We start from the raw sequence: 26,361 nt of genomic DNA on the forward strand, positions 1-26,361 counted from the left end.
AAACGAGTATCTCTTATTGACCAGCGATACTCATTTCCGGTAGTAAGACTGAACCGCACTGGATATTACTGCGAGTTTCAATATCATTCCCAATAGTGACCATATTAGCCCACATATCTTTCAAATTACCGGCAATAGTAATCTCACTGACAGGATACTGAATCTCGCCATTTTCTACCCAAAAACCAGCGGCACCACGGGAATAATCGCCGGTTACTGCACTGACTCCCTGCCCCATAAGTTCAGTGACCACTAACCCTGTTCCCATCTGACGCAGCAAACCTGCAAAATCCTGACCTTGCCCTGCAATGCACCAGTTATGAATTCCACCTGCATGGCCGGTACTTGCCATTCCTAGCTTACGGGCAGAATAACTTGTCAAAAGCCAGGTCTGTAATACGCCATCCTTGATAATATCCCGATTACTGGTAGAAACACCTTCGCTATCAAATGGAGAAGATGCTAAACCTGCCAGCAAATGTGGCCGCTCTTCAATTGTCAGCCATGATGGCAGAATTTGTTTGCCCAGATGATCAAGCAAGAAAGAGGATTTCCGGTAAATACTGCTACCACTGATAGCGCCAACCAGATGACCGAAAAGACCTGTTGCAACCTCCGCAGCAAACAACACCGGCGCTTTCATGGTCGGTAATTTACGTGGCGACAAACGAGATAATGCACGGCGAGCACACTCCTGCCCAACCCATTCTGGCGATTCTAAATCTTCAAAACGACGACTAATGGTATACGCATAGTCCCGTTCCATATCGCCATCAAGTTCAGCAATCACACAACTCGACATAGAATGACGGCTGGAGCAATAGCTTTGCAACATACCGTGGCTGTTACCAAACACTCTAATGCCATAATGGCTGTTAAAACTGCCGCCTTCGGTATTGGTAATACGTTTATCGGCCTGTAATGCCGCTTGCTCTGCACGAGCTGCTAGTTCAATCGCGTTATCAGCATCCAATTCTGTTGGATGGAACAGGTCAAGATCTGGCGCTTCAAACGCCAATAACGCTTTATCTGCCGGGCCTGCACATGGGTCCTGAGAGGTATAACGAGCGATATCAATCGCAGCTTGAACAGTACGAGCAATGGCATCCGGGCTTAAATCTGTTGATGATGCGCTACCTTTACATTGCTGATGGTAGACGGTAATCCCCAACGCACCATCACTATTGAACTCTACATTTTCTATTTCACCAAAGCGGGTGCTGACACTAATACCCGTTGTTTTATTAACCGCAACCTCCGCAGCATCACAACCCGCTTTTGCCAGTTCTAGTGCCTGTGAAACTGCATTTTCCAGTTGTTTGCGTTGTTCCGCAATTTGATCCGTGATTTTCATTAATTACCCGCAATTTGATGAATAAAGGGAAAATCTGTCGGGAAAACAGGACCTTTTTATCCACACAACCAATGCCGAGTGGTAATCAGGCGTTTTTCCCAGTTACAATACACAATATTAGGATGTTAACACCCACCGGGCTACAGGTCATGCACCAAAAATCAACCTGCCAGCTCCGGCCTTTTTAAAAGGAAAACCACTATGGCAAAGCAGCCTGAAGATTGGCTCAATGATTATCCTGCTGAAGAGGAAGAAGAAGAGATAATTTGGGTCAGTAAAAGCGAAATTAAACGTGATGCCGAAGCATTGAAAAAGCTGGGTACAGAATTGGTTGAGCTCAGCAAAAGTGCGCTTGAACGCGTTCCGTTAGATGAGGATCTGCTGGCCGCCATTGAACTTGCACAGAAGATAAAAAGAGAGGGGCGCCGCCGCCAATTACAATTTATTGGCAAACTGCTGCGTACCCGGGATGTCGAGCCCATTACCACCGCGCTTGATAAACTGAAAAACCGTCATAATCAGCAAATCACTCTGTTCCATAAACTGGAAGAATTACGTGATAAATTGATTGACGGCAATGACGATGTTATTGATGAAGTGGTGGCGTTATTCCCACAAACCGATCGCCAGCAATTGCGTACTTTGATCCGCAACGCCAAAAAAGAAAAGGCGGCAAATAAGCCACCTAAATCTTATCGTCAGATTTTCCAGTATCTTAAAGATATGGCTGAATCCGCTTAACGACCTAAAACCTGTAAGGTTCTGATTTCTGTTAGGGGAAAATATTGAAACTCAATTCCCCTTCCAGTTCTTCTTCTGCTTCTTCAAACAAAAGCACTAACGAGGAGAAATCGCGTTCTTTCTGCTGCGTAAAATGGATGAAATTGACCTCTACAGGTAACGCAATTCCTCCTGTCACAACATCCCACAGAGCATCCAGATTACTACCAAACTCGTCTCCTAACTCAAACTGTTCAGAAAACTGCTGATAGAACATTTTCAGATCAGGGATACGGTCAAAATCAAACTCCACTTTACGCATAGAATTACTCCACTAAGATAAAACTTTTGTAATGATCCAACGTCAGATAAATCAGACCATCAGATGAATAAAGCAATCTGTCACTCCCTCGGTGCCCACAACGGTAGTTAACATCTGCTTCAAACCACTGACGTTTCGGTTTCATCGGTAGCTTCTTTTCACGATTAGTAAATTTGTCGCCACCAATTGCTTTACCCGGCAGAACCTGACATAAATTTCCCTGTTTTGCATTCCAGCCAAGGTCGCGGGCTTGCTTCTTAGTAATATAAATATCGGGCAATTTATTATTCTGTCGTAAGTAAGCCACCACATTATTCTGTTCAGTTAGCCCTTCAATCCGTTGTATTGCTGAGATATTCCTATCTGTTTCTGAATCCTGTAACAGTGTTTTATCAACACCTTTAGCAAAAGTACCACAAGCCACAGTCAAAACAGTCAGTAACACACCTGCTAGCCAAGTCTTCTTCATGACTATCCTTATAATGATCTATCTCGGAAAAACAGCCAAAAATCAGGCTGTTCCTCCAACGGTCAAGTTGTCCAGTTTCAAAGTAGGCTGACCAACACCAACAGGTACGCTCTGGCCCTCTTTGCCACAAACCCCGACACCTTTATCTAGATCAAGATCGTTTCCTACCATAGAGATCTGCTGCATCGCCTCAATACCGGAACCGATAAGAGTTGCGCCTTTCACTGGTTTGGTAATTTTACCGTTCTCAATCAGATAAGCCTCCGATGTCGAGAACACGAATTTACCGGAAGTGATATCCACTTGACCACCACCAAAATTTGGCGCATACAAACCATTTTTCACACTACCGATGATCTCTTCCGGTGTGGAATGGCCCGCCAACAAGTATGTGTTAGTCATACGAGGCATTGGTAGATGAGCATAAGATTCACGGCGACCATTGCCAGTCGGCGCGACACCCATCAAGCGTGCATTCATTTTATCCTGCATGTAACCTTTCAGAATGCCGTTTTCAATCAATACATTGTATTGTCCAGGAACGCCTTCATCGTCAATTGCCAATGACCCACGGCGACCTTTTATCGTGCCATCATCAACCACAGTACAGAGTTCTGACGCGACCTTCTCACCAATCTGACCAGAAAACACCGAAGTACCACGGCGGTTAAAATCGCCTTCCAGCCCATGACCAACAGCTTCATGCAGCAATACTCCCGGCCAACCAGCCCCCAGAACAACCGGCATAGTACCAGCAGGTGCGGCAACAGCGGAAAGGTTCACCAGAGCCATGCGAACAGCTTCACGGGCAAATTGCTCTGCACGAATCTGACCACTAACCACTTCCAGAAAATACTCATAACCATAACGGCCACCACCACCGCTGGTGCCATGTTCACGTTTGCCGTTATCTTCCACCAGCACCGTGACAGATAAGCGAATGAGAGGACGAATATCAGCCGCCAAAGTCCCATCAGTTGCCGCAACCAACACCCGTTCATAGATCCCTGTCAGACTGGCATTGACCTCTTGTACTCTCGGATCTTCCGCACGAGCCACCTGATCTACACGCTGCAATAATGCAATCTTTTCTTCACGGGAAAAACTTTGCAGCGGATCAATTGCCGCATAAAGCGGGGAATAGGCCACTTCGCCAAAGGTATGGACTTTACCATTCCCGTTTTCATGGACAATGCTACGGGCAGCCTGTGCGCTTTGTTGCAGCGCATTCAATGTGATCTGGTCGGCATAAGCAAAACCCGTTTTTTCGCCACTGATTGCCCTAACGCCAACCCCCTGATCAATATTATAGGAGCCATCCTTAATAATCCGATCTTCCAACACCCAAGATTCATGGTAACTGGACTGAAAATAGAGATCGGCATAATCTAACCGACGTTCAGTCATTTGACCGAGTACTGAAAACAGATCTTGATGGCTTAATTTATTTGCAGCCAGTAAGTGTTCACTGACAGAAGTTAAACTCATAATTGCTACTCTTTAATTTGCGGTATTTTTTCAATCAAGGACGTCAACTGCGGCCGGAAGCGGTTATGTTTCACCACTTTCATCTGCTCACGCATAATCTTCAAGCTATCTGCCCTGACATTCAGTTGTAGTGCACTGACTGCATCGGGGTTTTTCTTAATCACTTTCCCCCAACCATCCACGGCCATTGAGTGACCCCAGGTCTGACGGGTTCCATGTACACCAACCTGAGCCGGCGCTAACAGAATACATTGGTTTTCAATAGCGCGGGCCCGTAACAGTGGCTCCCAATGTGCTTTTCCCGTTAAACGAGTAAATGCCGCAGGAACAGATATCAATTCAGCGCCTTGCTCACGTAACGCCTGAAACAGCCCAGGGAAGCGCAGATCATAACATATGGTCATCCCGAGACGACCTACAGGGGTATCTACAACGGTAATATGTTCCCCACGTTGGAAAATGGACGATTCGTTATATGATCCATGTTCATCATTAATATTGACATCAAACATATGGATTTTATCGTAACGGGCGCAAATCTTACCCTGATCATCAAACAACAGGCTACTACTGGTGAGCCGTTCAGGATTTTCACGACTGATAAGCGGCATAGAACCGATTAATAACCAGACACCATAACGGCGTGCAATCTCACTGACAGCTTGCTGCAAAGGCCCATGCCCCTGTTGTTCTGCATGCCTACGATAGCTATCAGCATTAGCAAACAACAATGCATTTTCCGGGGTCATGACAAACTTGATAGTATCCGGCAACTGCTTAATTTGCTGTTCAATTTGCGCCAAATTATGTTTGATATTCTCACCGCTACATAACTGCAAGAGTGCAACATTGACGTTTCTCATGTTCCTCTATTCTCCTTAAGCTGACGCAGAACTTCATCAATTTTCGGTTGTTCAAGATTACCCGTAATCCGGTAACGAATAACGGATATCTTACTCCATAATGGCCCCAAGACTTTGGTCGCTGCGAATAACGCAGCGCCAGCCATCGGATTGATGACAAAAGCCGTCGCTACCCCCACAGTAGCAGAAATCTCTGGCGTGACGATGGCTTCTATATTGATCTGTTGACGAACCAGATCGATTTCACCTCTCGTTATCACATCGGCAATCAACCCATCGACCCGTAAGTTTTCAGTCTTGAGTATCCCATTTTTTACTGAAACATCGCCACGGATTGAATCAAATTCAAAATCCTGGCTAAAGGTATCGCTGAAATCGAGCTGTAATTTACGTAACAGAGCATCAAAACTGACTAATTTTAGTAATTGGCCAGCACTTCCCCCGCCCAATTTTTCAATAGCACCTTTACCTAAGTTGCTTTTTAGATTTCCATTCAGCGTTTGGAAATTGGGTTCCCACGGAGTATCCCACCAATTAAAATCAAAACGGAAAGTAAACGGTGAATTTACAATCGGTACGACTATACCAAGATAAGATGCCATCTCATCAAACTTTTCACCAGAAAATTGCCCGGTAATATGGGTATTATTCCCTACAGCATCCTCTTGCCAACGACCTGCCAAATTGAGTTTACTGACACTGTTTTCTACTATTCCATCCCTTAATACAAGTGAATTGCCCTCTGGAATCAGGGAGCCAGACACCTTCCCAAGCTTCAATCCCATAATCCAACATTCAGAACAGATGATATCTAATGAAGGCCACTGGTTCAGCGAATAACGCAGAGTTGTACCTGTCTGAGATTGCTTAGATAAATCCGATTCAACTTGCTGAGAGCTATCTTTCAAAGGGCTATTTTTCACAGGACTATCTTTTAGAGAATTATAATAAAGATAGCCCAAATTCATTTGCCAAGGACCACTATTACGGATATTAAGTTTGCCGTTGATTTCCTGGCTATTAGCTATGATCTGCGTTCCCCAAGGCTGTTTCTCCACATCCAACGATAACTGATTCCAACGTTGCCCTCCTGCATCCAGTGATGGAAGTGATATACGCAGATGCTGCGGCAACATTGACATTCCATCCAATGAAGGACCAGAAGTCATCGGCGCAATCAGCCCTAACCACTCTTCCCCCTCAATTGCCGGAAGATTCAATTCCAATAGGGATTTTTCAGGTAAGTCAGGAATGTTGTTACTGTTACTTTGTAAAACTCCCCGTGACAGTTGAGTGTTTTTCCCTGCCAAACGCCATTGAGTATTAAAGGCATACTGTTTATCTAAAATGCCTTTTACTCGCAATTGCTCCATATCACCATCAGCCAGAATATGAAGAGCACGCAGTTCATCCACTTTCAGGGCAGATAAATGACTACCCACTTGTGATAAGTCAGCGTCGATTTTCACATCATATTGAGGTTTACCCTGAAACGGCAAACTGATACCGACCTTTCCTACCCAATCAACAGAGCCAGAAAACACTTTAACCATCGCCGGTGAAAATCCAGATAATTTTTTAATAGCCCAACGCGCATTCAGACCAACATTGACTCGATAGTTTTTGGGTAAACTCTCGGTAGAAAAATCAACCGTAACAGGCTGCCCAAGCCATTGGGCCGATAATTTGCCGCTTTGTAAGTTACCATTATTAAAGCGAAACCGGCCACTCACATTTTTCATTTCGCTGTTTAGGGGCTTAATCAACAAGTGATTATTTTTTAAAGTTACCTCACCACTGGCATCCACATTGCCACCATTGAGTGGAATATCCAAATGCAAATTACCTGCGATTTGACCACCAACCTGCAATGTATCCAACGTTTCACCAATAGAATTTGCTAACGGGCTGCGGGTAAAGTATTCATGAATATCTTTGCCATCTCCCAGAAGATCAGCGTCGATTAATAATTTCTTGCTGCGATAATTAGGAATTACTGCTGAAAGATTACTCGCTTTCACTTCACCAAGTGCCGTTTGCGGAGCAAGCATCCATAAACCATTATTCTGGAAATTAAGATCAATATTGAGATCCAACAGTGCCGGCCAGTTTGGTTGGTACTGGAAAGTCGCATGACGCAATGGAGCAAAAACCTGAAACTGCCCATTATTCTTTGCAAATGGGAAATCTTTTGGATTGCCTTGAAAAACAAAAGTCGCGTTTTCTATCTGCCCTTTAATGATTGAAGCTGTCAGATAGTCAGTCAGAGCCGTCCCCATCAGAGGTTCTGGAAAATATCTCCAAGCATCACCGGCATCATAAACCCGGACTCCCGCCAGAATACTTAGCGCCGGAGGCTGTTCTTTAGGCTGTTGATAACGAAAATCACCATTAACCCACAACGATTTCGCTTGCAAATCCAACCCTTGGCTCCAAAGTTGTAAACCTCGCTCACCTTGTCGCCAGAGTATTTCGCCATGACTTTGAGATATCTCAAACGGCGCCAGGAACATATCCCGATAATCAACGACACTATCCTTCAATGCAAAACTCAGTTTGCCTTGCCGCAAGCTGCCATTAAGAGAACCAGAGAAATGATCAATAGAAGGCAATTCCTGCCAGCGTTGCCAACTGACATTCTGCCATTGCATACTGATTTGGGAATCATCTGCCATTTTTGGTGTAATATCGAGGGCAAGATACTTTACCAATCCTTGTGGCTGACGATTCTGCCAATCCTTCACAAGATCAGGAGTCAAAAAAGAAAAAGTCGGTAAAATGCTACTTAGCCGTTCAAGTTGAATATTTTTCGCCCGAATACGCCAATGATCATGACCGTCAACTCTTTTGGCTTCCGGCAGATAGAGCACTGATACTTCTCCTGACGGCCATTGCTGACCATCAGTGATTAAATTTGCCAACTCAGGCGCATCAAACAACCAACCACCATCTTGGCGACGCATCCGTAACACCAGATCACTGACAGAAAGGTTGTGAGATTTGTTAGCAACTTTCCAATTAGCTTCTCCCTGACGGAGTTGCAGTTGACCGCCATCAATTCGACCATCTTTAAGCATAATCCAGCTAGACAAACTGAACTCAGCATCTTCCAACCCTGTATTATCCTGCAACCAATGACTTAACCACGGGTGAATATCAACATTATCTGCCTGTAAATAAATGGTCCCGTTATCCAACACACCATTAGTGTCATGCAAATCAAATTTAACTTGTATATCCCCATGCTGATTATTGATAGAAGAGAGACTAATCTTCCCTTGAGCACGGTGACGATTATCTTTATTCAGCCAGGTTAATTGTGGTAACAGCAGATCAGCACGTTCACCAGAGGGAGTAAGGAAAGTAAAACGGCTATCTTGCAGATTAAAATGATCAAACTGCTCCAGAAACAGATCAGAAAATAGATCCGATTGGGAAAACATATTACCGCTTTGATCATTAAATAGCGGTTGATGGTAATCTACTTGTAACTGATAAAAAGTAAGATCGCGGAAATTCCAACGCATTCTTAGCAAAGATAGCCAGATATCCAATGCAATCGTAATCTTTTTGGCTTGCACATCTGCATTTGCGGTTTTGACACTGATATCACGTAATTCAAAAACAGGCCCGAAAGATTCCCATTCTCCCGCAATATATCCAGCATCAATAGGTACACCAATAATTGACTCAATTTTAGCGAATAATTGTGGACGGTAATCATTAATATGTGGCAGTAGAAAACGTAATCCACTAACAAGCAAAGCCACAATGATAATGACTATTGCGGCTGTCGCTAAAAATACTCCCGGCAGTCGCCTCACACGCATCTCCTTGGTTCCCTAATGCTGTTATGTCAGCAAATCAGATGGTTACATCATAACTACGTCAAATTGTTCCTGACTGTAGAGCTGTTCTGTCTGAACTTTTACTTGTTTACCGACAAAAATCTCCACTTCTGCCAGTGCATGAGATTCCTCCCCTTTCAGCGCTTCGGCCACTGCGGGTGAGGCATAAATCAGGAAACGATCTGCGTCGACTGCCCGGTGCACACGCACAATTTCACGCATAATCTCATAACAGACAGTTTCAACAGATTTTACGGTTCCCCTGCCTTTACAAGTAGGGCAATCGCCGCAAAGTATATGCTCGATACTTTCACGAGTCCGCTTGCGGGTCATTTCCACCAGTCCGAGTTGGGAAAAACCATTAATCGTCGTCTTAACACGATCTTTACTTAGCGCGTGTTCAAGAGAAGCCAATACCCGTCGACGATGCTCTTCGCTATTCATATCGATAAAATCGATAATAATAATACCCCCCAGATTACGCAGCCTTAATTGCCTGGCAATAGCTTGCGTCGCCTCAATATTGGTATTAAAAATAGTTTCTTCCAAATTGCGATGCCCGACAAATGCGCCGGTATTAATATCAATTGTGGTCATCGCTTCAGTTTGGTCAATAATTAAATAACCACCTGATTTTAATTCAACTTTGCGATCGAGTGCTCGCTGAATTTCATTTTCTACATCAAACAGATCGAAAATAGGCTGATTACCGTTATAAAGTTCCAATCTGGCTGTCATTTTAGGAATATATTCGCGAATGAATTCCTGTAACTGCGTAAATGTCAAACGAGAATCCACTCGAATACGATCAAGGGCTGCTCCGGCAAAATCACGCAAAATACGATGGGCCAGAGCCAATTCGCCATAAAGTTTATTTTTAGTGACATTGCGCTTTTTACGCTCCATCACCTTACTCCATAGACGTTTCAAGAAAGCCGCATCCTGAGCTAATTCTTCATCGCCAACCCCCTCGGCAGCCGTCCTAATAATGAAACCACCATGTTCATCACAATAGTCAGCAACAATATTTTTCAGCCGATTACGCTCTTCTTCACTTTCAATACGTTGTGAAACCCCGACATGAGATGCACCGGGCATAAATACAAGATAACGGGAAGGTAAGGTAATATCGGTAGTTAACCGAGCGCCTTTAGTGCCGAGGGGATCTTTCACTACCTGTACCATTAAATCTTGTCCCTGGCGAACCAACTCAGCAATATCTTTGACATGAAAGTTCTTTCGCTCCTCACCAGCAATACATTCCGTATGAGGCACAATGTCTGAGGCATGAAGAAAGGCGGCTTTTTCCAACCCAATATCAACAAAAGCAGCCTGCATCCCTGGTAATACCCGACTTACACGACCTTTATAAATATTGCCGACAATTCCTCTTTTAGCTTCCCTTTCAATATGGATTTCTTGCAAAATCCCACCATCAATGTAGGCAACGCGCGTTTCGGACGGTGTAATGTTGACTAATAACTCTGCTGTCATGTGTTCCCCTTCCCATCAACTAACGCAAAAAACTTGGTGATTAATTCGTGCGTCTCCACCAATGGCAGACCAACAACTGAGTGATAACTACCATTCAGCGTTTTAACAAAGCAACCTGCTTTTCCCTGAATACCATAAGCACCCGCTTTGTCCATCGGCTCACCGGTTGCTACATAATCCAAAATTTCCTGCGTGGATAATTGGCGAAAGGTTACATCTGTAACGACTATATCACTTAAGGTACGCTGACTATCTGATAAAGCAATAGCTGTAATCACCTGATGACACTGACCGGAAAGTGCACTAAGCATTTCAACAGCATGTTGTTCACTGCGCGGTTTTTCGAGAATCTTACCATTCAATACAACAACAGTATCCGCTCCCAATACCAGAAAATCTTCTGGTGCAATAGCAACTCCCGCCAGAGATTTATCTTTTGCTAATCGGCTAACATACTGATGCGGAGTTTCACCTTCTTGCCATTGCTCCTTTACCTGAGGAGAAAGAATTTCAAATTTAAAGTCCAATAATTCAACCAGCTCACGCCGCCTTGGTGAGCCGGAAGCCAGATAAAGGGTTTTCATGATGATATCGTCCTTACTACTACCTATCTCATTAGGCTATTTCATTTGCCATTTTTGAACCTAGAGCAGATTAATCCTCACGTACGCTATGTACGCTCCGGTTATACACCCTGCTCATATCCTCAAGTTACTTGAAAAAATGGCCTGCACCAGTAACGCCTGCTGGAATAAGTTCTATCAGGACATTAAAAACTGCAATCCGACCACTAATGCACATTAAACTGACGACGGATTTTTCGCATTAACAGGAACAACCACGGCCAAAGAATACCATTGACCAAACTGTTCCAGAATACTTCTGGATGAAAAGCAACATTTGATAACAAAAATTCTGCCCAAAAAACACTGAAATCCATCAGTATCGATAAAGCAATGACAACCAAAGCCTGCTGCCAAAGTGCCATATTGCGGAATAATTGAAACTTAAATGACACCAAATAACTCACAAGACTGTAAGCCAAAGCGTTAACACCCAGTGTCGCCCCCTGAATCAAATCTACGATGATCCCCAAGACAAAACCGGTACCAACACTGACTCTATGAGGTAACGCCATTACCCAATAAATCAACAATAGTGCCGACCAAGTTGGCCGATACATATAAATTTGCTCCGGCCACGGCATAATTTGCAGCACCATTGCAATCAAGAAAGACAACCAAATGATCCAACGCCCATGACTCCGGTATTGATTCATTAACGATTTCCCGAATTTATAAATTTAGCAGACGTTATTGTCGATTCAGCATTTTTCACTCTTTCTGCTGTCTTGGTTGTTTCATCAGAAATAGACGATGGCGCTGGTGGTCCCATTTCATTTGCATGCGGCAATACCTGAGGCATCATTTGCATTAAACGTTCATTAGCTACACGATAAACCTCTGAGGGAGGCAATGGTTCGGATGGATTATTATCCGCCCCCCACAACAACAACAAATAACGCAAACGCTGTAATTCTGCCGTTGGCCGGGCATGAATCACCGTATAGGCCCGCTGATTATCGACTTTAACTGATGAAACCACCGCGACCGGATAACCTTCCGGGAAACGACCTCCTAACCCAGAAGTCACCAGCACATCCCCAACCCGAATATCTGTGTTGCTTGGCAATGACTCAAACTGCAAATCATCACTACAACCCGCACCAGCAATAATAGCTCTGATATCATTACGTAAGACTTGGATTGGCAAAGCATGAGTCGTATCACAAATCAGTAATACCCGGCTAGTAAACTGACTGACAGCAACAACTTGACCCACAATGCCTTTATCACTGATAACAGGTTGCCCTTCATAAACGCCTTCTCTTGATCCTTTATCGATGACGACCTGATCACTATAAGGATTAGCCCTACCGGAGATCACCTGCGTCACCATCATGTGTTCATCCTGACGTAAAGGCGACCCCAATAGCTCACGCAAGCGGGAATTTTCCTGTTTAAGTTGCCCTAATAACAGCATGTCGCTGTTTTTCATCAATAATTCTTGGCGTAAAGCCCGATTTTCCAATCGAAGTTGTTCACGGGAGGCAAGGGTTTCTGACACACCATCAAGCACTTGACGCGGGCCATTGGCGAGAAAATAAAATGGACTGACTACCGTATCCATATAATTACGGACTTTACTGAGAGCATCAAGGCGGCTGTCTGCCACAACCAAAGCAATGGCAACAATAACAGCAAAGAAAAGTCGTAATTGCAGGGAAGGCCCTCTGCTAAAAATTGGCTTCATAAGCTGCGCTATTCCAAACTGTACTGTTTCATAAACAATGGAATTCCCAGACAGCAATCGCAAGGAGGTCTGAGCTGCCCGTCATTCCCCCCTCACTTGCAAGTTAACACTCACTCCTCGCTGAAGAGTTCACCGCCATGCATATCGATCATTTCAAGTGCTTTTCCGCCACCACGAGCAACACATGTCAACGGATCTTCCGCAACAATGACTGGAATACCCGTTTCCTCTATCAGTAAACGGTCAAGATTGCGCAATAATGCACCACCACCAGTCAAGATCATGCCTCGTTCTGAAATATCGGAAGCCAATTCTGGCGGACACTGCTCAAGGGCGACCATGACAGCACTGACAATACCCGTTAAAGGCTCTTGCAGAGCTTCAAGAATTTCGTTGGAGTTAAGCGTAAAGCCGCGTGGTACACCTTCTGCCAAGTTACGACCACGAACTTCAATCTCCAACATCTCATCGCCAGGATAAGCAGAACCGATCGTATGCTTAATACGTTCAGCCGTTGCTTCGCCAATCAGCGAACCATAATTACGACGAACGTAATTGATAATCGCCTCATCAAAGCGATCACCACCGATACGTACAGAAGATGAATAAACAACCCCATTCAAAGAGATAACCGCCACTTCCGTGGTGCCGCCACCAATATCCACAACCATTGAACCCGTAGCTTCTGAAACAGGTAAACCAGCACCAATCGCCGCAGCCATAGGTTCTTCAATCAAAAATACTTCACGAGCGCCGGCACTGAGCGCAGATTCACGGATTGCTCGACGCTCAACTTGCGTTGCGCCAACAGGTACACAAACCAAAACTCGCGGGCTTGGACGCATGAAACTATTGCTATGAACTTGCTTAATAAAGTGTTGCAGCATCTTCTCGGTAACATAAAAATCGGCAATCACCCCATCTTTCATCGGACGAATTGCCGCAATATTACCCGGTGTTCGACCCAGCATTTGCTTTGCTTCCTGCCCAACGGCAGCAACACTTTTCGATGAACCCGCACGATCCTGACGGATTGCGACGACAGAAGGTTCATTCAATACAATACCCTGACCTTTGACATAAATAAGGGTATTGGCGGTACCCAAGTCAATAGACAAGTCGTTGGAAAACATGCCACGAAATTTTTTAAACATAGCGAAAGGATAATCCTGCAAGCTGGGGACGGAACAAAACCCGTCTACTCTACCAACCACATGAAGCAGCGACAAGGCGCACAAACACCTGCTTCAATAAAAAAGTGGCTACGTTATTCATATCAACAACGCGATATTCTACGTTACTTCTCCCAAACGGAGCAGAAAAAAACTGCATAAAAATGGGTTAATTTTACCAATTGTTCCATAACGAAATGCAAGAACTGCCTGATTTTGCATAATTTAACATTATGGTGCTACTGGATGGCGTCACCGGCACCGTACCGGCTAAATCCGCTGCTGCTTTTTGACCAGTAGCGACTCCGGTAAGTTCACATCAAACTTATATCTACAAACCCATACCTTTGCTCACCCACTACAATACTTAACTACAAGTATGTAGTCTGTGTAGTGAACAAATTAATGATGTAATAAACTGCGACTAAAATACAATACTTTCTGCTAAAAAATAATAAAAAACAGAATTTTCTGAAATAGAACACTATACGCAACTAAGCTGGAATATGACAATGAGATTACAGATAAAAATGTGGATAAATTCTGTTTTATAATCCACCAAAACTTTATTTTTTCTTATCTACCTTATGTAAATTACTCATTTTTATCTATCCTTATTTAATGACAAAATCGATTACAGAGAACGGAACAATAATGAAAGCCCTGCTACTCAAACAACAACAGAACCCATTATCCGCGTCCATAGAAGAAGTTGATGCATCTTATCTTCCCGTAGGAGACGTTACCGTCGATATTCACTGGTCAACGCTGAACTATAAAGACGCATTAGCCATCACAGGTAAAGGGAAAATTATCCGCCAATTCCCAATGATACCGGGTATTGATTTCTCTGGCATTGTACACAGTACCGAAGATCCCCGTTTTCATATCGGTCAACATGTATTATTAACCGGCTGGGGGGTAGGAGAAAATCATTGGGGTGGACTGGCAGAACAAGCCAGAGTTTCAGGCGAATGGTTGACACCTTTACCTACCGGTTTGGATAGCAGGCAAGCCATGATCATTGGTACTGCTGGCTTTACCGCCATGCTATGCGTTATCGCTCTGGAACAAGGCGGCGTTAAGCCAGAAAGTGGTGATGTTATTGTGACAGGCGCCAGTGGCGGCGTAGGCAGTACGGCGATAGCACTACTCTCACAACTTGGCTATTCCGTTGTTGCCGTTAGCGGTAGACAAGAAAATCATGAATATTTGTTATCTCTAGGGGCAAAAAAGGTTTTGCCGCGCCATGAATTTAGCCAACCACCTCGCCCACTGGAAAAACAACTTTGGGCCGGAGCCATTGACACCGTAGGCGGTAATGTACTGGCGACAATACTGGCTCAAACTCACTATAACGGTACCGTTGCCGCTTGTGGCCTCGCCGGTGATGCAAATCTGCCAACAACAGTGATGCCATTTATTTTACGTAACGTACGTCTGCAAGGCGTAGAGTCCGTCACTGTTCCATCAGCCAAACGACCCGCCGTATGGCAACGCCTGCAAAAGCTATTACCTGATTCTTTTTATCAGCAGGCAACTACGGAGATAACACTGGAACAAGCCGTGGAATACGCCAATAAATTGATAGCTAATCAGGTTACAGGACGTACATTGGTAAGAGTTCGTTAAGAATTGTGATTAGCCTCTAAAGTACAGTGGTTTTATTCTTGACATTTTTTCTGATAAGACCAGTATTTAGCTGCTAAATGCTACGATATCATTATAATGTCGCGCTTTATCGCCGAAATGAATTTGTGGCTGTTACAAAAAGATGACAAATCGCTAATATCGGATTATGTTGGCGCATTGTTGACAAATTGCCGGAGATACCAGCACAATGACAGGCAAGTTTCACATTTTACTCCTTAATGGCCCTAACCTAAATATGTTAGGAACCCGGGAGCCTGATATTTATGGCAACTTAACGCTTGATGATATCGTCAGCAAATTGTCTGAAGAAGCCTATCAATCAGGGGTTAAATTCAGTCACCTGCAATCCAACGCAGAATTTGAGCTGATAAATAGAATTCATTCTGCACAGGGTAATACTGATTTTATCTTGATTAATCCTGCTGCATTCACGCATACCAGCGTGGCACTGCGTGATGCATTGCTGACAGTGAAGATCCCATTTATTGAGATCCACCTCTCCAATGTTCACGCGCGCGAGCCATTTCGTCATCACTCATATCTTTCAGATCTTGCCGTTGGTGTAATCTGTGGTTTAGGGGTAGATGGCTATAGCTTTGCATTACAGGCAGCGGTAAACCGCTTGTCAAAACTCAACTAAATTAAACAGAAGAGTACGGAATCACACTCATGGATATTCGTAAGATAAAAAAACTGATCGAGCTGGTTGAAGAATCTGGCATTTCTGAACTGGAAATTTCTGAAGGGGAAGAGTCAGTGCGCATCAGCCGCGCATTAGCCCCCCAGAGTTTTCCGGCAGCTCAACAATATATTCCAATAGCAGCGCAACAACCTGCGCTAGCTAGTGCTGTTGCGCCTTCTCAGGCTCTACCAGAAACGATCAGCGACAGATCGGCTGCAATCGACGGTCACATTGTTCGTTCTCCAATGGTAGGCACTTTCTATCGTACGCCTAGCCCGGATGCGAAACCGTTTATCGAAATCGGTCAACGTGTCAATGTGGGTGATACCCTCTGCATCGTTGAAGCCATGAAAATGATGAATCAGATCGAAGCCGACAAAGCCGGTGTGGTTAAAGCGATTCTTGTGGAAAGCGGTCAACCCGTTGAATTTGACGAGCCATTGGTCGTCATCGAATAACGAGGCGTTCCCATGCTTGATAAAATTGTAATTGCTAACCGTGGTGAAATTGCCCTGCGTATCCTGCGAGCTTGTAAAGAGTTGGGGATCAAAACCGTTGCGGTACATTCCTCTGCGGATCGTGACTTAAAACACGTCCTGCTGGCAGACGAAACTATCTGTATAGGCCCGGCAGCTTCTGCAAAAAGCTATCTGAATATCCCGGCGATTATTTCTGCGGCAGAAATCACTGGTGCAGTAGCCATTCACCCTGGCTACGGTTTTCTGTCTGAAAATGCAGATTTTGCTGAACAGGTTGAACGTTCCGGCTTTATTTTTATCGGTCCAAAAGCAGAAACGATCCGCCTAATGGGTGATAAGGTTTCTGCTATCAATGCGATGAAAAAAGCGGGCGTTCCTTGTGTACCTGGCTCTGATGGCCCATTGTCTGATGACACAGAGAAAAACAAAGCTTTCGCTAAACGCATTGGCTATCCTGTCATCATCAAAGCATCCGGCGGCGGTGGCGGTCGCGGTATGCGCGTCGTGCGCAGTGATAAAGATTTGGAACAATCAATCAATATGACCCGTGCGGAAGCAAAAGCTGCTTTCAATAACGATATGGTTTATATGGAAAAATTCCTTGAGAACCCACGTCATATTGAGATCCAGGTCTTGGCCGACGGTCAAGGTCAAGCAATTTATCTGGCTGAACGTGATTGCTCCATGCAACGCCGTCACCAGAAAGTTGTCGAAGAAGCTCCTGCACCAGGCATCACGCCAGAAATGCGTCGCAGCATTGGCGAACGCTGTGCTAACGCATGTATCGAAATTGGCTATCGTGGCGCCGGTACTTTCGAATTCCTGTATGAAAACGGCGAATTCTATTTCATTGAGATGAACACCCGTATTCAGGTCGAACATCCAGTGACAGAAATGATTACCGGTGTTGACCTGATTAAAGAACAGTTGCGGATTGCCGCAGGTATGCCACTTTCAATTAAGCAGAAAGATGTTGTTGTTCGTGGTCATGCCATTGAGTGTCGTATCAACGCCGAAGATCCAAACACGTTCCTGCCAAGCCCAGGTAAAATTACCCGCTTCCACTCACCAGGCGGATTCGGCGTACGTTGGGAATCGCATATTTATGCTGGCTACACCGTCCCCCCTTACTATGATTCAATGATTGGTAAGCTGATTACTTACGGTGAAAATCGTGATAATGCCATTGCCCGTATGAAAAACGCACTGGCAGAATTGATTATTGATGGCATCAAGACAAATATCGAGCTTCAACAGACGATAATGAATGATGAAAACTTTCAGAATGGTGGCACTAATATCCACTATCTGGAGAAAAAACTGGGATTACAGGAAACTTAAAACCGGTTTAATCACATCAGCATGTTTTAAGGAGCGTTTAAACGCTCCTTAAATCTTTGACTTTCAATATGTTAACTATGGATTTAAACACTGTTTTTTTACTGCCTTTAATCTTACCGGTTTAGCGCTTTTTATTGATGGCATCAAAACCCGATTCACCCAGATTAAATCATGTGGATTATTTTTTTCATGCCATTTAAAAACAAAGGGTTAAAAAAATAGTTTATCAATGGAAAACTTTAAAAAGGTATAGCGTGACTAAAAACAGCCTATTCTCTGCCATATTTAATTCATTTATCTAGCCCGCTATGACTGTTTAAAAATACGAATACAGAGAGATTAAAAATCTCATATAAGGCAATGATTTATTAAAATAAAAAATCAGTATAATCAACATTCATTAAACGTAAAACCATCTCCTATAATGATTAAACTTAACAAAATCAGACGGTAAAAGTATAAAATCAACCGTTAAATCTTTATATCCTATGGATTTCAAGATGCATCGCGGCGGCAAGGGAACGAATCCCCGGGAGTATAGATAACTATGTTATCGGGGTGAATGAGTGCAGACAACAAAGAGGCAACTTGAAATATGACGGGTATATATTGATTCAACTCAGAAGTTACAAAATGACTTTTAATAACTATTTAAAATATTCTCCTCATAAAATCAGAAATAGAAAATGAGAAACAAAATTGGCTTTATCGATATTATACCTCCAGAAAAAAACAAATAAGAATATAAATAGGTTAATCAGGAAATATATTTACCAAAAAGCGCTAACTTTAATAACGTTTTCAAATGAAAATAAACTTTTTCATAAACCCATTAAATCATGAACATAAAAAATCATAATAACAAAAACCACAGCCAAATAATTTCTATTTTATCTCGCATTCACACCGGCAAATATTGGTGAACAATTTCACGACCTATTTCAATTGAAGCAGTCGCTGCTGGTGAAGGCGCATTACAAACATGCAGTGAGCGCCTACCCGTGACGATATGAAAATCATCAACCAACTTGCCATCGGCAGTCAGCGCTTGAGCACGCACACCGGCGGGGCCAGGAACAATATCCTCGGCATTAAGTTCAGGAATCAAGCAACGGGCATTAGCAACAAACTGTTTTTTACATAATGAACGGTATATCTCCGCCATTCCTTCACCAAAATAGGTACGTGCAATTTTCCAAAAACCACGGTAGCGCAATATTTCACTCAGATCTTTCAGATTAATATCGGTTTTTTTGTAGCCTTCACGTTTAAATGCCAATACAGCATTCGGACCAATATCACGTTTACCGTTATACATGCGGGTAAAATGTACACCAAGGAAAGGAAAATCTGGATTAGGTACTGGATAGATTAAATGATTGACCAGATAATTTTTTTCACTATTCAACACATAATATTCACCACGGAAGGGAATAATCTTCATGCCGATATCATAGCCTGATAAACGAGCGATACGATCACTATGCAATCCAGCGCAGTTAATCAACCATTTTGCCTGATAACTATTCTGTGGCGTGACAACTTCTACTTTATCACTGCTTTCTTTAATAGCAGTCACCATTTGACCATAAATCAAGGTAGCGCCACGCTGCTGGATGATTTCTGCCAGCTTATCAGCCACCTCTTTATAGTTCACGATACCTGCATCGGGCACAAGTAATGCCTCCAATCCATTAACGTGTGGCTCACGCTCATTAAGTTGTAAACGGTTTAGACGGCTAACTTTCAGACCATTTTGCAATCCACGCTGATAGAGATTTTCCAATAACGGCAACTCTTTTGGCTGTGTAGCAACAATAACTTTGCCGCAACGATCATAGTACAAGCCATGCTGGCGACAAAAAGAGAACATAGTTTTATTACCACGCGCCGCCAGACGGGCCTTCAAACTACCAGGTTTATAATAAATACCTGAATGTACTACATTACTATTGTTACCACTTTGATGCCTGGCTGGTGTATTCTCTTTATCCAACATCAATATCTTGACGCTCGGCTGAACTTCCTGCAACGCATTAGCAACGCCAAGCCCCACAATACCAATACCGATAATAATATAATCATACATACCTTATTCCTTATTATTGATTCAACAGCGGATTAGACTATTTTTTCTAAATTTTTCAATGAGTAAAATTTTATATTTATGATATTGATCAGGCCAACTTCCATAGGATAGTCGATTCCTCCAGTAGAAACAGTCACAATCGATAAAAATATTTTTCCAATATTTTTGATTCCCCCCACAATAACAAAATAGGATGATAAATATCAGATAAGTTATTGTCGGAAATAATTTAATTTCATTGTATTTCACAGTATTAGTTACCAATAAATAAACAACCTAAATTTGTCTATAACATGACCAATCATATTATGGGAAAAATAGGATAAAAATGTGATCAACATATTCAGAAAATGCATTTTCTGATATGGGTTATGCTACAAGAATACGAGATAATCTATTCATATAGAAAAGTTTTTAAGCGAAACTCAAATGACTCACTTTATATCACATTTTTCCTGAATAAATTCGCATCTTGCCGTACAATCCTTCCCTTCCCATCTTATTTAATTACCGGAAGAACGAATGGACAGACGATTTGTTCAATCCCATAAAGAAGCACTTTGGGCAGTGTTCCTAACGCTTGCTTACCTTATTGGCTGGCTATTGACAGCCTATTTACCCAGTGATGCTCCCGGTGTCACCGGCTTACCTCGCTGGTTTGAAATGGCATGTTTGTTACTACCAGTCGTATTCATTATCCTCTGCTGGTTAATGGTGAAGTTTATTTTCAAAGAAGTCCCGCTGGAGGATGAGAATGCAAAGTGAAGTTATCTTACCTCTGCTTGGCTATCTTGCATTGGTATTTCTCCTGTCAGTTTACGCTTATCAACGCCACCAGAAAGGCCCCTTCCTGACTGAGTATTTCCTTGGCAACCGTTCAATGGGCGGCTTTGTATTGGCAATGACCATTACCGCCACCTATATCAGTGCTAGCTCATTCATCGGCGGGCCAGGAGCAGCCTATAAATATGGTCTGGGATGGGTATTACTGTCGCTGATTCAGTTGCCGGCAATATGGCTTTCCTTGGGCGTATTAGGTAAAAAATTTGCCATTCTTGCCCGTCGCTATAATGCCGTTACCCTTAATGACATGTTGTATGCTCGTTATGGCAGTCGTTTTCTGGTTTGGTTTGCCAGCCTAAGTCTTTTAGTCGCTTTTGTTGGCGCGATGACCGTTCAGTTTATTGGCGGCGCACGCCTGCTGGAAACTGCTGCGGGTATCCCTTATGGCACTGGATTAATGATTTTCGGTATCTCTATCGCCCTCTATACCGCATTTGGAGGGTTCAGAGCGAGTGTCCTCAATGATGCCCTACAAGGGCTGGTAATGTTGCTAGGCACTGTTCTACTGCTGGTGGCGATTATCTATAAGGCAGGTGGCTTATCGGAGGCAATCACCACATTACGAACAATTAATCCTGAGCTGGTTTCCCCGCAAGGCGCAGACCATATTCTTAGCGGACCTTTCATGGCATCGTTCTGGATACTGGTCTGTTTTGGGGTAATTGGATTACCTCATACTGCCGTTCGTTGCATCTCCTACCGCGATAGCAAAGCTGTTCACCGTGGGATCATCATCGGAACCATCGTCATGACGCTCCTCATGTTCGGTATGCATTTAGCAGGAGCAATTGGTCGAGCCATTATTCCTGATCTGACCATTCCCGATCAGGTGATCCCAACATTGATGATCACGGTATTGCCGCCATTCGCTGCTGGAATTTTTCTAGCCGCACCAATGGCCGCCATTATGTCCACAATTAATGCACAACTGCTGCAATCTTCTGCAACCATCGTCAAAGATCTCTACCTAAACCTGTTTCCACAGCAAATCGTACAGGAAAAAAGACTCGCCCGAATTTCCAGTTTTTCTACCCTGATTCTTGGTTTATTGCTACTTTTAGCCGCCTGGCGCCCACCCGAGATGATTATCTGGCTGAATCTATTGGCCTTTGGTGGCTTACAGGCCGTATTCCTCTGGCCATTAGTATTGGGCCTGTATTGGGAAAAAGCCAATGCCTATGGCGCTATCAGTTCGATGATTACCGGGGCCATAAGCTACACTCTGCTCGCTAGTTTCAATATCCATCTATTGGGCTTTCACCCGATCGTGCCATCATTGTTACTTAGCCTGTTGGCTTTCGGGATGGGCAATACCATCGGTCAGCGATTACCGCCAAAAGCGGTCAGACCACATTAAGTTGGTCACTTTTAATCTATTTTCAATAAGGAGAATTTTTTATGCCTTGGATACAACTTCGATTAAATACTACAGGACGGCTCGCTGAATCCCTTGGAGATACTCTAATGGAAAATGGAGCCGTATCAGTCACCTTTCAAGACAGCCACGATAACCCTGTATTCGAACCCCTACCAGGCGAGACTCGTTTATGGGGAGATACAGATGTCATCGGGCTTTATGATGCTGAAACAGATATGAAAGCAGTTATCAGCCAGCTCGAACAAGTTCCTGAGTTAGGTGAAGGATTTATTCATAAGATCGAGCAGTTGGAAGACAAAGACTGGGAACGTGAATGGATGGACAACTTCCACCCAATGCGTTTTGGCAACCGCTTGTGGATTTGTCCAAGCTGGCGCGACGTCCCTGATCCAGATGCTGTCAACGTTATGCTGGACCCTGGACTGGCTTTTGGTACTGGTACTCATCCAACCACATCGTTATGCCTGCAATGGCTAGACAGTCTCAATCTGGAAGGTAAAACGGTTATCGATTTTGGTTGCGGCTCCGGCATACTGGCAATTGCCGCGTTAAAACTCGGTGCAACGCACGCTATTGGCATAGATATCGACCCACAAGCTATTCAGGCCAGCCGCGACAACGCAGAACGTAATGGCGTTCTGGAGCGTTTAACGCTATATTTGGCGAAAGATGCACCAACCGATCTTGAATCTGATGTAGTAATTGCTAATATTTTGGCAGGCCCTCTGCGTGAACTCGCCCCTGTCATTGGCGCATTACCAAAACCGGGTGGCTTGTTAGGTTTATCGGGTATTTTAACGAATCAAGCAGAAAGTGTTATTCGGGCCTATACTGATAAATTCGTAATCGATCCTGTTGCGGAACAGGAAGAGTGGTGTCGGATATCTGGGGTAAAAGTAGTAACAAATTAAAATTATTTTATTTTGTTACTATTGCAAGTGTGAATTTTGATCGCTTATTGATGGTAATCCGTGCTATCAGCAAACTTGCTGATAGAAATATCCTAAGTGATAAACTTTACCAATAACATATAACACCATGTTATTTATGAATAATTATGTTTATCCCAGAAGAAAAACTGGAAAAAAGTTGTAACAAATGACGATTTGCTCAAAGTTTGGCCTTTCATATTTTGCGAAAAATGCGTAATATACGCGCCCTTGCAGTCACAGTATGGCCACTCTTTCTTCGTTTATGCGTATCGGACAATACCAGCTGAAAAACTGTCTTATTGCGGCCCCAATGGCTGGCATAACTGACCGCCCGTTTCGGTCACTATGTTACAAAATGGGTGCAGGTATGACAGTATCGGAAATGCTTTCTTCCAACCCACAGGTCTGGAAGACAGACAAATCCCGGCTACGTATGGTCCACAGTGACGAACCGGGCATTCGTTCCGTGCAAATTGCTGGGAGTGATCCTGATGAAATGGCAGCAGCAGCGAAGCTCAACGTCGCTAATGGTGCTCAGATCATTGATATCAACATGGGGTGTCCAGCCAAGAAAGTGAATCGTAAGTTGGCAGGTTCAGCTTTACTGCGTTACCCAGAATTGGTGGAAAAAATTCTTTCTACCGTTGTAAAGGCAGTAGATGTTCCTGTTACGCTGAAAATTCGCACTGGATGGTCGCCAGAAGAACAAAACTGTGTAAAGATTGCCCAATTGGCCGAGCATTGTGGTATTCAAGCTCTGACAATCCACGGCAGGACTCGTGCCTGCTTATTTAACGGAGAAGCAGAGTACGACAATATTCGGACAGTTAAGCAGACTGTTGCCATTCCGGTTATTGCCAATGGTGACATTACTGACCCGCTTAAGGCCAGAGCAGTGCTTGAATACACTGGGGCTGATGCCCTGATGATAGGCCGCGCTGCTCAGGGAAGACCCTGGATCTTCCGGGAAATCCAGCACTATCTGGCAACAGGGGAACTGCTGTCACCGATGCCGATTGGCGAAGTGCAGCGTTTAATGAGCGAGCACGTACGGGAATTGCACGACTTTTATGGTCCAGGCAAGGGAGCCCGTATAGCACGTAAGCATGTATCTTGGTATCTCCGGGAACATGCTCCTGATGACCAGTTCCGGCGCACATTCAACACCATAGAGGATGCCAGCGAACAGCTGGAGGTGTTGGGGGCATATTTCGAAAATTTTGCGTAATATAAAGAAAAGAGCTGACAGAACTATGTTCGAACAACGCGTAAATTCTGACGTACTAACCGTTGCTACTGTAAATTCACAAGATCAGGTAACTCAAAAACCTTTACGTGATTCAGTTAAACAAGCACTGAAGAACTATTTTGCTCAATTAAATGGTCAAGATGTTAATGATCTGTATGAGCTGGTATTGGCTGAAGTGGAACAGCCATTGTTGGACATGGTGATGCAATACACCCGTGGCAACCAAACGCGCGCTGCCCTGATGATGGGCATCAACCGTGGCACACTGCGTAAGAAATTGAAAAAATATGGCATGAACTAATCACTAAAATTAGTTCATTAAAAAAGGCGCTGTACCTCTTGGTAAAGTGCCTTTTTTGCCAAATCACAAATATCATGATAAATGTACGGGCCTGGCATGGCAGCGTTCACGTCATTATTCGTTCCTAAAAACCCCACATCATCTGCATTAAATCTCTCTTTTACTTGATTGGCTTACCATAATTCCAAATCTTCCCAATGTCAGGTTATTCCGTAACTGATAGGTTGTTTTTGACTCTCATTAATTTGAAATAATTGGTTACAGTCAACAATAGGATGAAACAACCACAACATATCAAAACAACACCAAGATGTTGGTTCCAACCCGCTAGCGCCAAACCACCGCCTAACATCAAATAATATAGCAAACCCAATAGTGCTCCTGCTGTTCCCAATCTATCCGTATAATCGGTCAATGCAGAAGCCAAGATGTTAGGAATTGCAATTCCGTAGGCCACAACAATCAAAATCATCGGCAGAATAAACAACCCAGTATCTTCCAGAACCATTATCAACCCACCTCCGATTAGGACAATAACAGAAGCAAGCAACACTAAATTTAATGAATTCCACTGTCTGTTCAGCAAGAGTTTATTCAACCAAGCACCAATGCCTACTCCCGATGCCAAAAATAATCCTGTGTAACCAAACATCTCAGGAGAGAATCCTAACCGTTCAAAATTAAATGGAGCTAATTGGTAATAACTGAACAAACATAGGTTAAAGAGGGCTATCAACAGGGCATTACGCCAAATTGCCATGTCCTTGAGCATGATAATTAAAGTATCTATTAGCGATATTGTTACCATTGACATTGGGCGGGTTTCAGGCAGACAAATAGCAGACCAGCCTGATAGTAATACCGCAAGTAAAGACAAGCCGGAAAAGACACCTTTATACCCCCAGAAGTACACCAAAATAGAACCACTTATCATGCCAACTGCCGGACCTATGGCCAAGGCGACCCCCATAATAGAAAACACCCGAGCTAATTCATTTCCCTGATAAGAATCTCTCAGCATTGTTTGCGTTCCTACCGAGCCCACTGCGGCCCCAAATGCAGATAACATTCTGGCCGCCAGTAACAACTCAAACTGACGGCTTAGTAATGCTATTAACGAAGCACCGCTATAAAGTAACAATCCACTCAATAGAGTTAACCGTCTGCCTATGAGATCGCACATACGCCCCCAAACGACCACACCGATAGCAAAAGCGAAAAAATATAACGATAGCGTTTGAGCGGCTTGCTCAGCACTCACTTTAAATTCCTTTGCGATATTGGTTAATGCCGGGCTATAGATGGTTTCTACAATTTGTGGAAACATCATCAGCGCTGTTGCCAAAGTAAGTCCGAGTTTACGTTGCATTG

General features: G+C 43.7%; 23 protein-coding genes. 10 read left to right on the top strand and 13 right to left on the bottom strand.

Features of this window, described 5'->3' with window-relative positions; translation table 11 throughout:
* Positions 1–13 precede the first annotated feature (13 nt).
* Entirely contained in the window at positions 14–1,354 is a 1,341-nt protein-coding gene (gene pmbA, locus EAE90_RS09570) for a metalloprotease PmbA (protein ID WP_214053299.1), read from the bottom strand.
* 201 nt (positions 1,355–1,555) lie between these two features.
* Between pmbA and yjgA the strand changes: the two genes are divergently transcribed.
* Entirely contained in the window at positions 1,556–2,095 is a 540-nt protein-coding gene (gene yjgA, locus EAE90_RS09575; protein WP_036809275.1) for a ribosome biogenesis factor YjgA, read from the top strand.
* A 31-nt stretch (positions 2,096–2,126) separates the two neighbouring features.
* Here the strand turns inward: yjgA and EAE90_RS09580 are convergent, their stop codons facing one another.
* The 10 genes from EAE90_RS09580 to mreB all read right to left on the bottom strand — a co-directional run bounded on the left by EAE90_RS09580 (position 2,127) and on the right by mreB (position 14,025).
* Positions 2,127–2,396 (bottom strand): barstar family protein, encoded by a 270-nt coding sequence (locus EAE90_RS09580; RefSeq protein WP_214053300.1) that lies wholly within the window; start codon positions 2,394–2,396, stop codon positions 2,127–2,129.
* 4 nt (positions 2,397–2,400) lie between these two features.
* Positions 2,401–2,865 carry a ribonuclease domain-containing protein gene (locus EAE90_RS09585; protein ID WP_214053301.1) on the bottom strand — a complete coding sequence of 155 codons (465 nt, stop codon included), beginning with the start codon at positions 2,863–2,865 and terminating at the stop codon, positions 2,401–2,403.
* Positions 2,866–2,907: 42 nt separating this feature from the next.
* Positions 2,908–4,353 carry a metalloprotease TldD gene (tldD, locus tag EAE90_RS09590; protein WP_214053302.1) on the bottom strand — a complete coding sequence of 482 codons (1,446 nt, stop codon included), beginning with the start codon at positions 4,351–4,353 and terminating at the stop codon, positions 2,908–2,910.
* Positions 4,354–4,358: 5 nt separating this feature from the next.
* A complete protein-coding gene (gene nit1, locus EAE90_RS09595; RefSeq protein WP_214053303.1) occupies positions 4,359–5,216 on the bottom strand; it encodes a deaminated glutathione amidase in 858 nt (285 codons plus the stop codon).
* Positions 5,213–9,040, bottom strand: a complete 3,828-nt coding sequence (gene yhdP, locus EAE90_RS09600; protein WP_214053304.1) for an AsmA2 domain-containing protein YhdP — start codon at positions 9,038–9,040, stop codon at positions 5,213–5,215. The genes nit1 and yhdP overlap by 4 nt, the downstream gene beginning before the upstream one ends.
* 48 nt (positions 9,041–9,088) lie before the next feature.
* Positions 9,089–10,558 carry a ribonuclease G gene (gene rng / locus EAE90_RS09605; RefSeq protein ID WP_214053305.1) on the bottom strand — a complete coding sequence of 490 codons (1,470 nt, stop codon included), beginning with the start codon at positions 10,556–10,558 and terminating at the stop codon, positions 9,089–9,091.
* Entirely contained in the window at positions 10,555–11,142 is a 588-nt protein-coding gene (locus EAE90_RS09610; protein WP_036776003.1) for a Maf family protein, read from the bottom strand. Before EAE90_RS09610 ends, rng begins: the two co-directional genes overlap by 4 nt.
* 206 nt (positions 11,143–11,348) lie before the next feature.
* Complete coding sequence (gene mreD, locus EAE90_RS09615; RefSeq protein WP_214053306.1) at positions 11,349–11,837, bottom strand: rod shape-determining protein MreD; 489 nt, start codon at positions 11,835–11,837, stop codon at positions 11,349–11,351.
* Complete coding sequence (gene mreC, locus EAE90_RS09620; protein ID WP_214053307.1) at positions 11,837–12,871, bottom strand: rod shape-determining protein MreC; 1,035 nt, start codon at positions 12,869–12,871, stop codon at positions 11,837–11,839. The genes mreD and mreC overlap by 1 nt, the downstream gene beginning before the upstream one ends.
* Before the next feature lie 110 nt (positions 12,872–12,981).
* Positions 12,982–14,025: a rod shape-determining protein MreB gene (mreB, locus tag EAE90_RS09625; protein WP_011148194.1), complete on the bottom strand. Its 1,044-nt coding sequence runs from the start codon at positions 14,023–14,025 to the stop codon at positions 12,982–12,984.
* Between the two features lie 672 nt (positions 14,026–14,697).
* Here mreB and acuI point away from each other — a divergent pair.
* From acuI to accC, 4 genes are all read left to right on the top strand, one after another.
* A complete protein-coding gene (gene acuI, locus EAE90_RS09630) occupies positions 14,698–15,675 on the top strand; it encodes an acrylyl-CoA reductase (NADPH) (RefSeq protein WP_214053308.1) in 978 nt (325 codons plus the stop codon).
* A gap of 208 nt (positions 15,676–15,883) precedes the next feature.
* Positions 15,884–16,336, top strand: a complete 453-nt coding sequence (gene aroQ / locus EAE90_RS09635) for a type II 3-dehydroquinate dehydratase (RefSeq protein ID WP_036776008.1) — start codon at positions 15,884–15,886, stop codon at positions 16,334–16,336.
* A gap of 29 nt (positions 16,337–16,365) precedes the next feature.
* Positions 16,366–16,836 (top strand): acetyl-CoA carboxylase biotin carboxyl carrier protein, encoded by a 471-nt coding sequence (gene accB / locus EAE90_RS09640; RefSeq protein ID WP_036776009.1) that lies wholly within the window; start codon positions 16,366–16,368, stop codon positions 16,834–16,836.
* Between the two features lie 12 nt (positions 16,837–16,848).
* Complete coding sequence (gene accC / locus EAE90_RS09645) at positions 16,849–18,198, top strand: acetyl-CoA carboxylase biotin carboxylase subunit (RefSeq protein WP_214053309.1); 1,350 nt, start codon at positions 16,849–16,851, stop codon at positions 18,196–18,198.
* A gap of 901 nt (positions 18,199–19,099) precedes the next feature.
* Here accC and lhgO read toward each other — a convergent pair.
* Positions 19,100–20,287, bottom strand: coding sequence for an L-2-hydroxyglutarate oxidase (gene lhgO, locus EAE90_RS09650; RefSeq protein WP_214053310.1), 1,188 nt, complete (start codon positions 20,285–20,287; stop codon positions 19,100–19,102).
* Between the two features lie 522 nt (positions 20,288–20,809).
* Between lhgO and EAE90_RS09655 the strand changes: the two genes are divergently transcribed.
* From EAE90_RS09655 to fis, 5 genes are all read left to right on the top strand, one after another.
* A complete protein-coding gene (locus tag EAE90_RS09655; protein WP_112879754.1) occupies positions 20,810–21,052 on the top strand; it encodes a YhdT family protein in 243 nt (80 codons plus the stop codon).
* Positions 21,042–22,487, top strand: a complete 1,446-nt coding sequence (gene panF, locus EAE90_RS09660; protein ID WP_214053311.1) for a sodium/pantothenate symporter — start codon at positions 21,042–21,044, stop codon at positions 22,485–22,487. Before EAE90_RS09655 ends, panF begins: the two co-directional genes overlap by 11 nt.
* Before the next feature lie 41 nt (positions 22,488–22,528).
* Positions 22,529–23,419: a 50S ribosomal protein L11 methyltransferase gene (gene prmA, locus EAE90_RS09665; RefSeq protein ID WP_214053312.1), complete on the top strand. Its 891-nt coding sequence runs from the start codon at positions 22,529–22,531 to the stop codon at positions 23,417–23,419.
* A 283-nt stretch (positions 23,420–23,702) separates the two neighbouring features.
* On the top strand, positions 23,703–24,668 hold the full coding sequence (dusB, locus tag EAE90_RS09670) for a tRNA dihydrouridine synthase DusB (RefSeq protein ID WP_214053364.1): 966 nt from the start codon (positions 23,703–23,705) through the stop codon (positions 24,666–24,668).
* A gap of 25 nt (positions 24,669–24,693) precedes the next feature.
* On the top strand, positions 24,694–24,990 hold the full coding sequence (fis, locus tag EAE90_RS09675) for a DNA-binding transcriptional regulator Fis (protein WP_010847912.1): 297 nt from the start codon (positions 24,694–24,696) through the stop codon (positions 24,988–24,990).
* Positions 24,991–25,195: 205 nt separating this feature from the next.
* Here fis and EAE90_RS09680 read toward each other — a convergent pair whose 3' ends face one another.
* Positions 25,196–26,359: an MFS transporter gene (locus EAE90_RS09680; RefSeq protein WP_214053313.1), complete on the bottom strand. Its 1,164-nt coding sequence runs from the start codon at positions 26,357–26,359 to the stop codon at positions 25,196–25,198.
* Between the last annotated feature and the right edge of the window lie 2 nt (positions 26,360–26,361).

Source organism: Photorhabdus caribbeanensis (assembly GCF_018448885.1).
Lineage (GTDB): Bacteria > Pseudomonadota > Gammaproteobacteria > Enterobacterales > Enterobacteriaceae > Photorhabdus > Photorhabdus caribbeanensis.